Here is a 15,422-nt window from a genome sequence, read left to right as displayed (position 1 = left end):
GACGTTGCCAGCGGCTACCGGGCTAAACATCATTCCCACTCGATCGTCGCCGGCGGCTTGCCCGAGATGTCGTACACCACCCGGTTGATCCCGCGCACCTCGTTGATGATGCGGTTCGACACCTTGCCCAGCAGCGCGTGTGGCAGGTGCGCCCAGTGCGCCGTCATGAAGTCCTGCGTCTGCACCGCGCGCAGGGCGACGACGTATTCATACGTGCGGCCATCGCCCATCACGCCCACCGATTTGACCGGCAGGAAGACGGCAAACGCCTGGCTGGTCGCTTCGTACCAGTTGGTCGGCACGCTGTCCTGATCGAAGCCCGGCACCACCACCGCTTCGTACGGCGTGTTGCGCAGCTCTTCGATGAAGATGGCGTCGGCGCGGCGCAGCAGGTCGGCGAAATCCTTCTTCACCTCGCCCAGGATGCGCACGCCAAGGCCGGGACCCGGGAACGGATGACGATAAACCATGTCATGCGGCAGGCCCAGCGCCACGCCCAGCTTGCGCACCTCGTCCTTGAACAGTTCGCGCAACGGCTCGAGCAGCTTGAGCTTCATCGTCTCCGGCAGGCCGCCGACGTTGTGGTGGCTCTTGATGGTCTGGCCCTTCTTGCCCTTGCCGGCCGATTCGATCACGTCCGGGTAGATGGTGCCCTGCGCCAGCCATTTGGCGTTGACCAGCTTGCCCGATTCGACCTGGAACACTTCGACGAATTCGCGGCCGATGATCTTGCGCTTTTGCTCCGGGTCGGCGACGCCGGCCAGGTGGCCCATGAACTGGTCCTCGGCGTCCACGCGGATGACCTTGACGCCCAGGTTCTTGGCGAACATGTCCATGACCATCTTGCCCTCGTCCAGGCGCAGCAGGCCGTGGTCGACGAACACGCAGGTGAGCTGGTCGCCGATGGCGCGGTGGATCAGCGCGGCGGCCACGGACGAGTCGACGCCGCCGGACAGGCCGAGGATGACCTCGTCGGTGCCCACTTGCGCGCGGATCTTCTCGACCGCTTCGCTGATGTAGTCCGGCATGTTCCAGTCCGATTTGCAGCCGCAGATCTCGTGCACGAAGCGACCCAGCATGGCCTTGCCCTGCACCGTGTGCGTCACTTCCGGGTGCCATTGCACGCCGTAGAAATGCTTCTCTTCGTTGGCCATCGCGGCGATCGGGCAGCTTGGCGTGTTGCCCATCAGGACGAAGCCCGGCGGCATTTCCAGCACCTTGTCGCCGTGGCTCATCCACACCTTCAGCATGCCGTGGCCTTCGTCGGTGACGAAGTCGTTGATGCCGTCGAGCAGTTTAGTGTGGCTGCGCGCGCGCACTTCGGCATAGCCGAATTCGCGCACCAGGCCGTTCTCCACTTTACCGCCCAGCTGCGCCGCCATCGTCTGCATGCCGTAGCAGATCCCTAGCACCGGCACGCCCAGCTCGAACACGGCCTGCGGCGCGCGCGGCGAGTCGCCGTCCAAGGTGGAGTTGTGGCTGCCCGACAGGATCACGCCGGCGGCGCCGTAGTTGCGCACGAACTCGTCGCTGACGTCGTACGGGAACACTTCCGAAAACACGCCGGAGTCGCGCACACGGCGGGCGATCAGTTGGGTGACTTGGGAGCCGAAATCGAGAATGAGGATTTTAGAATGCATGGATGTCTACAGAAGAGGTCTGGAATGGAAAAACGCCGGCTTGCTAGCCGGCGTTGCAAGGACTGCTTAGTCGCCGGAACGGTAGTTCGGCGCTTCCTTGGTGATTTGCACGTCGTGCACATGCGATTCGCGCATGCCGGCCGAGGTGATCTCGACGAACTCGGCTTTGTTGCGCAGCTCGTCGATGGTGGCGCAGCCGCAGTAACCCATCGATTGGCGCACGCCGCCGACCAGCTGGAAGATGATCGCCAGCACGCTGCCCTTGTAGGCGACGCGGCCTTCGATACCTTCGGGCACGAACTTGTCGGCCTTCATCGTGGCGTCCTGGAAGTAGCGGTCGGCCGAACCGTCCGACATCGCGCCCAGCGAACCCATGCCGCGATACGACTTGTACGAGCGGCCCTGGTACAGGATCACTTCGCCCGGCGCCTCTTCGGTGCCCGCGAACATCGAACCCATCATCACGGTCGACGCGCCGGCGGCCAGCGCCTTGGAGATGTCGCCCGAGAAGCGGATGCCGCCGTCGGCGATACAGGGCACGCCGGTGCCTTCCAGCGCCTCGGCGACATTGGAGATGGCGGTGATCTGCGGCACGCCGACGCCGGCGACGATACGGGTGGTGCAGATCGAGCCGGGGCCGATGCCGACCTTGACCGCGTCGGCGCCGTATTCGACCAGCGCCTTGGCGGCGGCGGCGGTGGCGATGTTGCCGCCGATGACGTCCACGTGCGGGAACTTGGTCTTGATCCATTTCACGCGGTCGAGGATGCCTTGCGAGTGGCCGTGGGCGGTGTCGACCACCAGCACGTCGACGCCGGCGGCGACCAGCAGCTCGATGCGTTCCTCATCCTTGGCGCCGACGCCGACGGCGGCGCCCACCAGCAGTTTGCCGTGCTGGTCCTTGGAGGCGTTCGGGTGCTCGGTGGACTTCTGGATATCCTTGACGGTGATCAGGCCGCGCAACTCGAACGCGTCGTTGACGACCAGTACGCGCTCGAGGCGGTGCTTGTTCATCAGGCGCTTGGCTTCGTCGCGGTCGGCGCCGTCGCCGCTTTCCTTGATGAACACCAGCTTTTCGCGCGGGGTCATCTTGGCGCGCGCTTCGGCGTCGAGTTCCTGTTCAAAGCGCAGGTCGCGGTTGGTGATGATGCCGACCACTTCCTTGCCTTCGACCACCGGGAAGCCGGAGATGCCGTACTGCTCGGTCAGTTTGATGACGTCGCGGATTTTCATCGTCGGCGGGATCGTGATCGGATCGCGCAGCACGCCGGCCTCGAAACGCTTGACCTTGGCCACTTCGCGCGCCTGGTCCTTCGGATTGAGGTTCTTGTGAATGATGCCGATGCCACCCTCTTGCGCCATGGCGATCGCCAGACGGCCTTCGGTCACGGTGTCCATCGCGGCAGACAGCAGCGGAATGTTCAACGTGATATTGCGGGTCAGACGAGTTTTGAGGGACGTATCGGCAGGCAGAACATTCGAGTACGCTGGGACGAGAAGCACGTCATCGAACGTGAGTGCTTTTTGGAGAAGACGCATAGCAATTCCTATAGGCGCAAAAGCAGATTATACAGATTTTGAGCCGTTCTGTCTGGAACTTATTGCAGCGTTTCCCCGGCGCGGTTCGCGGCCCCGCCCGCCAATGAAAAAGCCGCCCGAAGGCGGTGTCTCGGCGTGCGCTGGCTTAAGCGCGAACCTTGCGGCGGCGCGCCGTCAGTCCCAGCAACCCGAGGCCTCCCAGCAGCAAGGCATAGGTTTCCGGCTCCGGTACCGGGGCGACCGTGAAGGTGATGTCGTCGACGACGATGTTGCGGCCGGCGCCCGTGAAACTGAACGAATGGCCTACGCCGGTGAACGACAGGTCGGCCGCGACAAAGGGACAGTAACGATTACCGAAACCGCATTCCGCCACCACGCGCCCGTCCGGGGTCCGCGCCAGCGTCAGCGAAGCCAGCAGGTTGCCGCTGGCGCCGTAGCCCTCCCAGACATTGACGGTCTGCACCACGAACGGCGAAGCGTAGTTGAAGTACAAGGTGCCGACAAACCCGTCGGCGACATTGACGTACGCGTCATCGCTTTGGAATCCCAGCGCGGTATAGGCAGATGCCGGATCGCCGTGGCCGCCATGCGAGCCGTTGGTGCACGGGTCGCTGGCGGTGCTCAGGCAGATGCCAACCGCAGCGCCGGAAAATCCCACCCCGTAATTCTGGCCGGCGGTGCCATAGCCGCTTTGGCCGCCATTATAAAATCCGCCGATGCCATGGGTGCCCTGAAAGAGCCGCGGCTGCGGCACCAAGCCCTCGAAGTCCAGCGTCACCGTGGTAGCGACGGCCATGCCGCTGGCACAGGCAAACAAAAGCAAAGCGCCTAGCATTCTCATCATCTTCATCGTCATCCTATCGAAAGTCGCAAAAGTGCACCAACATTATATTATATTTTTGCTAATTAAAATATCATCTGTTTAATTTTTTGCTGCACTTGCATTGAAAACGCCGGGCGCCATTAGCACTAGGCCTTGATTTGTTATAAATATTTCTACATTGTGACATTCGGAGAGATTGGCGTCACAGCGCTTCGGTATAGTGACATGCGGTTTTGGCATATTGATATTATTGCGAAATAAGATGCATTTCATCATCTAAGGGGAAAATAACGTGGGTAAATCGATATTTCATGTCCTTTCAGTGGCGGCGCTGCTGGCCGCCATGGCGGCGCCGGCCGTCGCCCAGGTCGCCAATGGCGCCGATGTGGACCTTTATTACAACCCGAACTACGTCGCCGTGTCGAACTCCGGTAATTCATTCACCTTTGCAAGCGCTGGCCCCTACGCGCCGGACGGCAACTGGACCCCGGGCATTTACAAGGACCTGTTCATCGTCAGTGCGCACGAGGGCAAAGCGCTGACCGGTAATATGAGCATGTCGTTCCAGGCCAGCTATCAACTCGCCGCGCCACCGCTGCCATGGCCTTACCAGGGCGATTACACGGGTTCATTCTCGTCCACCATCGACGTACTTAAGCCCAACTGCGACAGTTGCGGACCCTTCGATTCCGTGCACCTCGGCCAGATTTACGCCGGCGACGGGGCGCAGTCGACCCTGCCAACCGGCGGCACGCTCACCGGATCGGCCAGTTTCACCGGCGCCGCCGGCAACTACGACACCTTGTTCGCGTATGCGTTCAACTACTACAACCTGAATACCAGCTACGGTTCCGTAAACCTTACCTCGTTCACGCTGTCGTTCGAGACCGTGCCGCAAGCGAGCCCGGTGCCCGAATTACCGCCGGTGGCGATGCTGAGCCTGGGCCTGGCGGCCTTGGCGATGCGCGTGCGCTACGTCAAGGCACGACGGGCCGTTGAGGCGTAACCGACAAGGTTCACGCTGCAACCGGTGCCGCCGGGCCGTCCCGGTACCATCTCCGCCACGCGGCGGCCGCGACATGCGGGGGCCGCGCCTGGCAGCATCGGCCGCCAGCGCGCGGTATTGATTGACACCAAGCACTATTCGTGGCGAAATCTGTGCCTGCACCCGTGGAGCACGCCATGCGTTTTCGTCTCACTTCCCTTGCCCTGCTGGCAAGCGCGCTGTCCGCAGCCGTGCCGGCGGCGTTCGGCCAATATCTGTGGATCGACGACAAGGGCGTCAAACAGCTGTCCGACCGCCCGCCGCCGCCGTCGGTGCCGGCCAAGCGCATCCTCAAGGCGCCCGGCAAGCCCTTGTTCAATCCCAACGCCGAACCGGCGCCGGCCGATGCGGACGGGGCGGCGGGATCGCCTGCCGAATCCGGCGCCGCCAACGCGGGCCCCAGGCCGGCGCCGACGCTGGCCGCGCGCAACGAGGCGTTCAACAAACGCCGCGCCGATGCCGCCGCCGCCGAGCGTAAAGCCGCCGACGACGTCCGCCAAAAAGCCGATATCGCCGCCAATTGCGATCTTGCCCGGCAAAACCAGCGCATGCTCGAGGACGGCGTGCGCATGGCCAATGTCGACAAAAACGGTGAACGTGGCATCATGGGCGACCAGGAGCGCGCCGAATTCGGTAAAAAGAATCAAAAAGTGTTGGCTGGCTGCCAATAAGCACTTTCCCCCTCTTCCTTTCGGCGTAAGCTGCCGTATGATATCGCTATCAATACCACTATAAGTATTACCGATGACGAAATCACAAGCGGGCAGGAGCCGCGCCAGCGGCCGCATCACCCTGGCGATGGTGGCGAAACACGCCGGCGTGGCGACCATGACCGCCTCGCGCGCGATCACCCAGCCGGACATGGTGTCCCAGGCGCTGCGCGACCGGGTCGACAAGGCGGTGATCGAACTGGGCTACGTGCCCAACCGCGCCGCCCGCGCGCTGGCCTCGTCGCAATCGAAGGTGATCGCCGTGCTGGTGCCGTCGTTGTCGAACGCCGTGTTCACCGAGGTGCTGGCCGGCATCCAGGACGCGCTCGACGCCGACGACTACCAGATCCTGATCGGCAACACCCGCTATTCGGACCAGGAAGAGGAAAAACTGATCGGCACCTACCTGCAGTCGAATCCGGACGGCATGCTGCTGTCGGGGCTGTCGCACAGCGACCGGGTGCAGCAAATCCTGACCAATTCGCGCGTGCCGGTGGTGTCGATGATGGACATGTCCACCGATCCAGCCCAGCTGACGGTGGGCTTCTCCCAGTTCCAGGCGGGCCAGGCGATGACGCGCTACCTGCTCGACAAGGGCCACAAGCGCATCGGCTTCATCGGCGCGCAGCTCGACGAGCGTACGCTGCGCCGCGCCGAAGGCTATCGCCAGGCCATGAACGAGGCCGGCCTGGCCGACGTGCGGCTGGAGGTCATGGTGGCCGAGCCGTCGACCATCGCGCTCGGCGCCGAGCTGCTGGGGCGTATGCTGGCCCAGTCGCCGGACTGCGACGCCATCTTCTGCTGCAACGACGACTTGGCGCACGGCGCCATCTATCAATGCCAGCGGCGCGGCATCTCCGTGCCGACCCAGCTGGCGATCTGCGGCTTCAACGACCTGCCCGCCTCTGCCTGGATGAACCCGTCGCTGACCACGATCGGCACGCCGCGCTACCGCATCGGCTTCGAGGCGGCCACCCTGCTGCGCGCCGTCATCAAAGGCGAGGCGCCGCCCAACCGCCAAATCGACCTGGGCTTCACGCTGATGGCCAGGGAAAGCGCCTGAGCCAGGGTAGCCGGCCGGGCGCCGCATTGCTGCGGAGCCCCACACACCCTTGCCTTGATGCGGCGCACCATAGAATCTTGTTTACAAATCCCGTCAAAAGCTTACACTACAAACAATCTGTTAGCGCTAACATGCACCCATAACTATGAGTAATCAAACAACGCAGGTCCGCTGGGTCGTCATGGGCGTGAGCGGCTGCGGCAAGAGCTCGGTCGGGCTGCAACTGGCCACCGCGCTGGGGGCGCCCTTCCTCGAGGGCGACACCTATCACTCGTACGCCAACGTCGCCAAGATGTCGGCAGGCATGGCGCTGACCGACGACGACCGCGCCGACTGGCTCAAGGCGCTGCACGCCGAGATTGTCGCGGCGCGCGACCGCCATTCAGGCCTGGTACTGTCGTGCTCGGCCTTGAAGCGCCGCTACCGCGATCTGCTGCGCGGCGCCGACCCGCAACTGCGTTTCGCCCATCTGCACGGGCCGCGCGAGCTGATCGCCGCGCGCATGACGGCGCGCCCCGGCCACTACATGCCCACCTCGCTGCTGGACAGCCAGCTGGCGGCGCTGGAACCGTTGCAGGCCGACGAAGCCGGCATCGTGCTCGACATTAGCAAGGACCCGTCCGAACTGGTGCGGGAGATCTTAAAAACCAACAAGCAGGAGACATGATGACATCCATCCCGGTTACCGCTATCAGCATTACCCCCCAATTCGCGCCGCCAGCCCCCTGCTGACGGCCGCAAACCGAGCTCTCTCGGGGTGGCGTCTCCCGCCGCGCTGGACCGTGCGTATGCATGCGCGCATAGGTACGGTCCCGGCGTTCCGCCCTGTTCGGGCAGTGGAGTTCCGGCTCCACTGCCTGTTTTTACATGTGCAAGAATCGACGGCGTTAAACTGTCGGGTATCGTTAAGACAAGGCGACTGTGAATAAACAACTGACCTGGCGTGAAAAGATCAGCTACGGCATCGCCGATATGGGCTTCAATTTTTATTGGACCAATATCGCGACCTTCCTGCTGATCTACTACACCGACGTCTTCGGCATCTCGGCCGGCGCGGCGGCGTCGATGATGTTCACGATCAAAATCATCAACGCCTTCACCGACCCGATGATCGGCGCCGCCGCCGACCGCACCAGCACACGCTTCGGCAAATTCCGCCCCTACCTGGTCTGGGTGCCGGTGCCGCTGGCCTGCGCGGCCATCCTCACCTACACCACGCCCGACCTGGGCCACGACGGCAAGATCGTCTGGGCCTACGGCACCTATCTGCTGATGATGGTCTGCTACACCTGCATCAACATCCCGTACAACGCGCTGTCCGGCGTGCTGTCGGCCGATCCGCAGGAGCGCTCCACCGTCAACGGCCTGCGCTTCATCTTCGCCTTCGCCGGCGGCACCCTGGTCACCGCCGCCACGCCGGCGATGGTATCGTGGCTGGGCGCCGGCGACGATAAACTTGGATGGCAGTTGACGATGCTGGTGTGGAGCATATTCGCCTCCGGCCTGTTCGTGCTGACGTTCCTGAACACGCGCGAACGCATCGCGCCGCCGCCCTCGCAAAAATCCAACGTCGCCCAGGACATCCGCGACCTGTCGCGCAACCGGCCGTGGGTGGTGCTGTTCTTCCTGGCGCTGATCATCATGATCACCATCACCTTGCGCACCACCAGCGCGGCCTACTACTTCAAGTACGTGGTGGGGCGCCCGGAACTGATGCAGGGCTTCGTGCCGGCATATATGATCTCGGCCGCCGTCGGCGCCTCGATCACGCCCTTCCTTACGCGCTTCGTCGACAAGAAAAAGCTGATGATGATTTTGATGAGCATCACCGCCGTGCTGTCATCGGCCTTCTTCTTCGTGCCGAAGGACCAGGTGACGTTGATGTTCGCGCTGCAGATCGGCATGGGCCTGGCGCTGGGACCGAAGTCGCCGCTGGCCTTCTCGATGTACGCCGACACCGCCGACTACAACGAATGGCGCACCGGCCGCCGCGCCACCGCGATGACCTTCGCCGCCGCCACCTTCTCGCAAAAGCTGGGCACCGCGATCGCCGTCGCCGTCATCGGCTCGCTGTTCACGCAGCTCGGGTATGTCGCCAACGCGGCGCAGTCGGTCGGCTCGCAGGCCGGCATCGTCTGGCTGATGTCGTTCATCCCGGCCGCCTTCGCGGTGCTGGCCGTCGTGGTCATGTTCTTCTATAACCTCGACAACACAAAGCTGGTTGAGCTCCAGGCCGAGCTGGAACAACGCAAGGCCAAGCCGGCATAACCCCACATTCCATTTAGTTTAAGCTTTATTACGGAGACCGTCTCATGCTACGCCCAACCCACAATGGCGACCGCTTCGAACTGACCAGCGCCACGGCCATGCCGCGCGCCGCCGGCTTCCTGTGGAACCAGAAAATGATGATCCAGGTGACCTGCCGGGGTTACGCCGTCGCCCAGTACATGCAGCCGGAACCCGCCAAGTACGCCTACGCGCCGAACCTGGAGGCCAAGACCTTCATGCAACCCGAGCAGAACTACTACGCCCATCATCCGGGCCGCTTCTTCTACATCAAGGACGAGGAAACGGGCGAGTTGTTCTCGGCGCCGTATGAACCGGTGCGCACGCCGGTCGACAGCTTCAATTTCTCGGTCGGCAAAAGCGACATCGAATGGACCATCGAGCACCTGGGCCTTCGCGTGGAACTGACGTTGAGCATTCCGACCACCGACGTGGTGGAACTGTGGTCGCTGCGCGTGACCAATCTGTCCGGCCGCGCGCGCAAACTGAGTGTCTATCCCTACTTCCCGATCGGTTACATGTCGTGGATGAACCAGTCGGGCGAATATCGCGCCGACCTGGGCGGCGTGGTGGCGAGCAGCGTGACGCCGTATCAAAAAGTCACCGACTACTTCAAGCAGAAGGATTTCAAGGACAAGACCTACTTCCTGTGCGAGCAGGCGCCGGAGGCGTGGGAAGTGCAGCAACAGGCGTTCGAGGGCGAAGGCGGCCTGCATTATCCAAGCGCGATCCAGGAGCCGCTGCTGGCCAATGGCGACGCGCGCTATGAAACCCCGGCCGCCGTGGTGCAATACCGCCTGGCGCTGGCGGAAGGCCAGTCGCACGACTACCGCTTCATCTTCGGCCCGGCCTTCGACGACGCGGAAATCATCGCCATGCGCGAGAAATACCTGGGCGCCGCCGCCTTCGACAACGCGCGCAAGGACTACGCCGACTACATCGCCGGCGGTCGCGGATGCCTGCGCATCGAGACGCCCGACAAGGAACTCGATAACTTCGTCAACAACTGGCTGCCGCGCCAGGTGTTCTACCACGGCGACGTCAATCGCCTCAGCACCGATCCGCAGACCCGCAACTACCTGCAGGACAATATGGGCATGAGCTTCATCAAGCCCGGCGTGATGCGCGCGGCCTTCCTGCATGCGCTGTCGCAGCAGGAGGCCAGCGGCGCGATGCCGGACGGGATCCTGCTGGCCGAGGGCGCGGAGCTCAAATACATCAACCAGGTGCCGCACACCGACCATTGCGTGTGGCTGCCGGTGGCGCTCAAGGTGTACCTGGACGAAACCGGCGACTACGACATCCTCAACGAGGACGTCGTCGGCCACGACAGCGGCGTCGCCATCACCGTCTCCGAGCGCATGAGCAGCGCGATGGACTGGCTGCTGCAGGCGCGCGACAAGCGCGGCTTGAGCTACATCGCCCAGGGCGACTGGTGCGATCCGATGAACATGGTCGGCTACAAGGGACGCGGCGTGTCGGGCTGGCTGACGGTGGCCACCGCCTACGCGCTGAACCTGTGGGCCGAAATCTGCGAAAAAAGCGCCACGGCCAACGCCTCGCTGGCGGAAAGCGCGAAACACTTCCGCGCCGGCGCCGTGACGGTCAACCGCGCGGCCAACGAGCACCTGTGGGACGGCGACTGGTACGCGCGCGGCATCACCGACGACAACGTCACCTTCGGCATCAGCAAGGACAAGGAAGGCCGCATCTATCTGAACCCGCAGGCCTGGGCGATGCTGGGCGGCGCGGCCGATGCCGGCAAGCGCGCGGCGATGATGGCGCAGGTCGAGCAGCAGCTGGACACGCCGTACGGCGTGGCGATGTTCGCGCCGCCCTACAGCGCCATGCGCGACGATGTGGGCCGCGTGACGCAAAAGCACCCCGGTTCGGCCGAAAACGGCGCGGTCTACAACCACGCCTCGATCTTCTACATCTATAGCCTGTACACGGTCGGCGAAGGCGACCGCGCCTACAAGCTGCTGCGCCAGATGATCCCCGGCCCGAGCGAGGCCGATTACCTGCAGCGCGGCCAGCTGCCGGTGTTCATCCCGAATTATTATCGCGGCGCCTACCACCAGTATCCGCGCACGGCCGGCCGTTCCAGCCAGTTGTTCAACACCGGCACCGTGTCGTGGGCGTACCGCTGCTTCATCGAGGGGCTGTGCGGCTTGAAAGGCGATACCGACGGTTTGCTGGTCGATCCGCAGCTTCCCAAGCACTGGGACGGCATCAAGGTCACCCGCCACTTCCGCTACGCGACGTTCGAGGTGTCGATCCGCCGCGGCGACGTGGGCGAAATTCAGGTCACGCTGGACGGAAAACGATTGCCTGAACCGCGCGTGACCGGTATCGTTGCGGGTGGAGTATACGCGCTCGAGGTTTTAATCCCGCGCGCGGACCTATAAATCGAAATATAAGGACATCGTAATCGTATGAAGAAGCGTCTCTGGCTGTCACTGGCACTGGTTTATCCCCTCATGCTGTCTTCCACGTTAAGCGGAGCGGCCCATGCCGCCGACGCCAAGCGTCCATGGCTCGACAAAAAGCTGACGCCCGACGCGCGCGCCGAGCAGCTGGTCAAGGCGATGACGCTGGATGAAAAAATCCAGACCGTGTTCGGCTACTTCTCCACCGATTTCGAGTCCAAAAAACACATCGCGCCAAAGGAAGGCCGCAAGGATTCGGCCGGCTTCATTCCGGGCATCGAGCGTCTGGGCCTGCCGCCGCAATGGCAGGCCGACGCCGGCGTCGGCGTCGCCACCCAGGCCGCATCCAAAAAACCCTACCAGCGCACTTCCCTGCCCTCCGGCCTGGCCACCACGGCCACCTGGAATCCGGAACTGGCGTTCGCCGGCGGCGCGATGATCGGCAGCGAGGCGCGCAAGACGGGCTTCAACATCATGCTCGCCGGTGGCGTCAACCTGCTGCGCGAGCCTCGCAACGGCCGTAACTTCGAATACGGCGGCGAAGATCCGCTGCTGGCCGGCGTCATGGTCGGCGAGCAGATTCGCGGCATCCAGTCGAACCACATGGTCTCGACCTTGAAGCACTTCGCCTTCAACGACCAGGAAACCAACCGCAATAACATCAACGTCAAGATCGACGACACCGCCGGCCGCATGTCGGACCTGCTGGCGTTGCAGATCGCCATGGAGCGCGGCGATCCGGGTTCCGTGATGTGCGCGTACAACCGCGTCAACGGTTCCTACGCCTGCGAGAGCGACTACCTGCTGAACCAGGTGCTGAAGCAGGACTGGGGCTTCAAGGGCTATGTCATGTCCGACTGGGGCGCGACCCACTCCACCGTTCCGGCCGCGATGCACGGACTGGATCAGCAATCGGGCCACCCGTTCGACAAATCGGCCTACTTCAACGAAGCGCTGAAGGAGGCGGTGGTCAACGGCCACGTGCCGCAGGCGCGCCTGGACGACATGGTCAAGCGCATCACCCGCGCCATGTTCGCCAACGGCTTGATCGAGCATCCCGTGGTCACGCCGACCACCGACGAAGCGGGCATCGACTTCGCCGCCAACGGCAAGATCTCGCAATCGGACGCCGAGGAAGCCATCGTCCTGCTCAAGAACAGCAACGACCTGCTGCCACTGGGCGCCAACGTGCGCACCATCGCCATCATCGGTGGCCATGCCAACGTCGGCGTTCTGTCGGGCGGCGGCTCGGCCCAGGTCTATCCGGTCGGCCTGTCGCCGGTCGCCAACGAAGGCCCGGCCTTCTTCCCAGGACCGATGGTCTACCACCGCTCGTCGCCGCTGCAGGAACTGAGCACGCGCACGGGCGCCAAAATCGTCTACAACGACGGCAAGGACGCCGCCGCCGCCGCCAAGCTGGCGGCGGCGAGCGATGTCGCCATCGTGTTCGGCAACCAGTGGATGGCCGAAGCCATCGACGCGCCGGACCTGAACCTGCCGAACAAGCAGGACGCGCTGATCGCGGCCGTGGCCAAGGCCAACGCCAAGACCGTCGTGGTGCTGCAAACCGGCGGCCCGGTCGTCATGCCGTGGCTGAACAACGTCGGCGCCGTGGTCGAAGCCTGGTATCCGGGCACCAGCGGCGGCGCGGCGATCGCGCGCGTGCTGACCGGCGAAGTCAATCCGTCGGGACGCCTGCCGGCCACCTTCCCGGCTTCGGTGACGCAGTTGCCACGTCCGGTGATGGACGGCGACGCGGTGACCAAGGATGAAAACATCATCGAGAAGATCACCACCGACTACAACATCGAAGGCGCGGCGGTCGGCTACAAGTGGTTCGACCTGAAAGGCCACAAGCCGCTGTTCCCGTTCGGTTACGGCCTGTCGTACACCAGCTTCGCCTATGCGGACCTGAGCGCGAACAAGTCGTCCGACGGCGCCGGCATCGACGTCAGCTTCAGCGTGCAGAACACCGGCAAGCGCGACGGCAAGGCGGTTGGCCAGGTGTATGTGTCGCCGGCGGCCGGCGGCTGGGAAGCGCCGAAGCGCCTGGGCGGCTGGGACAAGGTGGCGGTGAAGGCCGGCGCCAGCGGCAAGGCCAAGGTGAAGATCGATCCGCGCCTGCTGGCCATGTACGACAGCGCCAGCAAGACCTGGAAGATCGCCGGCGGCGAGTACATCGTGACCCTGGCCGAATCGGCGGGCGCCAAGCCTGCGGCCACCGTCAAGGTCAAGCTGGACGCGCGTACGCTGAACATCAGCGGACGTTAATAAGCGGAAGCTAAGTAGCGGCAGCCAAGCAGCGGAAACCGAGCGGCGCCGGCGGCGTCGCGGCTCTACTCTTTCCAGTTGACCGCGACGTTGCCGACAGTCTGTTCATTCCATGCGGTGACGTTCGCCGTCACGAACGCACCGTTCTGGTTGTAGTTGATGAAGATATAGTGGGCGTGGTAGCGGTAGCCGGGCCCGCCCTGCGCCATCGCCAGCTGCTCCGCGTGCCGGCCACGCTCGCCCCATAGTTGGCCGTTGAGGAAAAACAGCATGGCCGCGCCCAGCACCACGCCGAGCGCAAACGGAACGCGCATGTCGAAGCGTCGGCGGCCCTCCAGATCGCGCGCGGCTTGAATGGCGGGATCGCCCAGCAGGCGCAGCGAATAGATCATCAAGGCAGCCTGGGCCACCGTCAGCAACACGGTGCCCAGATACAGCGCCGGCGCCAGCCGCAGCTGGGTCAGGCTCAGGTCGAGCGGCTGGCTGAAGGTCAGCGGCACCATCATGACCGCCGCCGCCACGCCCAGCCACATCAGCCAGCGCATCACCACCGCCACGCGCAGGCTGCCGCCCATCAGGAACGCGGCGACGATAATCCCGGAAATATTCAATTGAGAAAGTGCCGCCCCCGGCGGCGCGCTCCAGAAGCCGAAGCCGAGCGTCGCGATGGCCAGCGCCAGCCATAGCATTCCCGCGCGGCGCATCGGCGGCAGATAGCTGGCGCGGTCGGCGACGTGGCGTTTAGCGTCCGCAGGTGGCTGCGGCGGCGCGTTCGCCAATTCGGCCAGGCGCGCATCGATTTGCGCGATACGCTCGGGAAAACGGTCGGCGTCGATACGGCTGCGCACCTGGCGCAGCTGTTCCTCGTCGTAACGGGAGAAATCCGGTTGATTCAAGGCGTACCTCGCGGTTGGTTATTTTTCTTTCCAGAACACGTCGACCGTGTCGACGCGGTCGGCGCGCCAGGCCTGCACCTTGGCCTCGACGAAGGTGCCTTCCATGTCGGCGCGCGGCGTCACGCTGGTGGCATGGTAGCGGAACTGGTCTCCGTGCTTTTCCAGCGCCAGCTGTTCCGCCTTGCGGCTCAAATCGCCGTTGTGGCTCAGTTGTTTGCCGGTTAGCGCCAGCATCGCCAGCCCGACACCGACGGTGAGCGCGACGTTGACGGCGGGCTTGCGGCGGCCCGACGACTGGATCGCCGCCTGCACGGGCTGGCGGCCGAGCTGTTGCAGCAGCCAATACAGCAGGCCGCAGAAGATCACCAGCGGCAGCGCCGCGCCGAAATGCGCGGCGGGCGCCACGCGCAGTTGGGTCAAGGTCAGGTCGAGCGGCTGCATGAGCGACATCGCGCCGCTGGCAAGGGCCATCGGCAGCAGGATGGCGGCGATCCAGATCAGCGCGGAGGCGGCCCTGAGACTGCCGCGCATCAGCAGCACGCCGGCGATCACGGCGGGAATGGTCATGCTGTAGGAATAGCTGGCGCCGGTGGACAGGCACCAGATCATGTAGGCGATATCGACTGCCCCGACGACCAGCAGCACAACGCCGGCCCGGTGCAGGATTTGTGGTGCGGTGTGCGTTTCGATCATTGGCTCCGCAGTATTTACAGTGAGCCA

Annotated in this window: 12 protein-coding genes; 7 read left to right on the top strand and 5 right to left on the bottom strand. The window is 63.9% G+C overall.

The genetic code is table 11. The features are described 5' to 3' along the window. Positions 1 to 29: 29 nt before the first annotated feature. From guaA to NHH73_14415, 3 genes are all read right to left on the bottom strand, one after another. On the bottom strand, positions 30 to 1,640 hold the full coding sequence (guaA, locus tag NHH73_14425; GenBank protein ID USX29408.1) for a glutamine-hydrolyzing GMP synthase: 1,611 nt from the start codon (positions 1,638 to 1,640) through the stop codon (positions 30 to 32). Positions 1,641 to 1,706: 66 nt separating this feature from the next. Next, positions 1,707 to 3,179 carry an IMP dehydrogenase gene (gene guaB, locus NHH73_14420; protein ID USX29407.1) on the bottom strand — a complete coding sequence of 491 codons (1,473 nt, stop codon included), beginning with the start codon at positions 3,177 to 3,179 and terminating at the stop codon, positions 1,707 to 1,709. A gap of 145 nt (positions 3,180 to 3,324) precedes the next feature. Beyond that, positions 3,325 to 3,975, bottom strand: a complete 651-nt coding sequence (locus tag NHH73_14415; protein USX29406.1) for a PEP-CTERM sorting domain-containing protein — start codon at positions 3,973 to 3,975, stop codon at positions 3,325 to 3,327. Positions 3,976 to 4,294: 319 nt separating this feature from the next. Here NHH73_14415 and NHH73_14410 point away from each other — a divergent pair, with 319 nt between their 5' ends. The 7 genes from NHH73_14410 to NHH73_14380 all read left to right on the top strand — a co-directional run bounded on the left by NHH73_14410 (position 4,295) and on the right by NHH73_14380 (position 13,806). Beyond that, positions 4,295 to 5,008: a hypothetical protein gene (locus NHH73_14410; GenBank protein ID USX29405.1), complete on the top strand. Its 714-nt coding sequence runs from the start codon at positions 4,295 to 4,297 to the stop codon at positions 5,006 to 5,008. Positions 5,009 to 5,184: 176 nt separating this feature from the next. After that, positions 5,185 to 5,718 carry a DUF4124 domain-containing protein gene (locus NHH73_14405; protein ID USX29404.1) on the top strand — a complete coding sequence of 178 codons (534 nt, stop codon included), beginning with the start codon at positions 5,185 to 5,187 and terminating at the stop codon, positions 5,716 to 5,718. 73 nt (positions 5,719 to 5,791) lie between these two features. Beyond that, complete coding sequence (locus NHH73_14400) at positions 5,792 to 6,820, top strand: LacI family DNA-binding transcriptional regulator (GenBank protein ID USX29403.1); 1,029 nt, start codon at positions 5,792 to 5,794, stop codon at positions 6,818 to 6,820. 145 nt (positions 6,821 to 6,965) lie between these two features. Then, on the top strand, positions 6,966 to 7,487 hold the full coding sequence (locus NHH73_14395; GenBank protein ID USX29402.1) for a gluconokinase: 522 nt from the start codon (positions 6,966 to 6,968) through the stop codon (positions 7,485 to 7,487). Between the two features lie 254 nt (positions 7,488 to 7,741). Beyond that, complete coding sequence (locus NHH73_14390; protein ID USX29401.1) at positions 7,742 to 9,088, top strand: MFS transporter; 1,347 nt, start codon at positions 7,742 to 7,744, stop codon at positions 9,086 to 9,088. 44 nt (positions 9,089 to 9,132) lie between these two features. Continuing rightward, positions 9,133 to 11,514, top strand: coding sequence for an NdvB protein (locus tag NHH73_14385; protein USX29400.1), 2,382 nt, complete (start codon positions 9,133 to 9,135; stop codon positions 11,512 to 11,514). Positions 11,515 to 11,541: 27 nt separating this feature from the next. After that, positions 11,542 to 13,806, top strand: a complete 2,265-nt coding sequence (locus NHH73_14380) for a glycoside hydrolase family 3 C-terminal domain-containing protein (protein ID USX29399.1) — start codon at positions 11,542 to 11,544, stop codon at positions 13,804 to 13,806. A 65-nt stretch (positions 13,807 to 13,871) separates the two neighbouring features. Here the strand turns inward: NHH73_14380 and NHH73_14375 are convergent, their stop codons facing one another. Together NHH73_14375 and NHH73_14370 are read right to left on the bottom strand one after the other, a co-directional pair. Then, a complete protein-coding gene (locus NHH73_14375; GenBank protein USX29398.1) occupies positions 13,872 to 14,702 on the bottom strand; it encodes a hypothetical protein in 831 nt (276 codons plus the stop codon). Positions 14,703 to 14,720: 18 nt separating this feature from the next. Then, positions 14,721 to 15,395, bottom strand: coding sequence for a hypothetical protein (locus tag NHH73_14370; protein USX29397.1), 675 nt, complete (start codon positions 15,393 to 15,395; stop codon positions 14,721 to 14,723). Positions 15,396 to 15,422: the final 27 nt, after the last annotated feature.

The organism is Oxalobacteraceae bacterium OTU3CINTB1 (genome assembly GCA_024123955.1).
Lineage (GTDB): Bacteria > Pseudomonadota > Gammaproteobacteria > Burkholderiales > Burkholderiaceae_D > Rugamonas.
The sequence above is the reverse complement of the archived record's forward strand: the minus strand, read 5'-3'. Positions and strand labels throughout refer to the sequence as shown.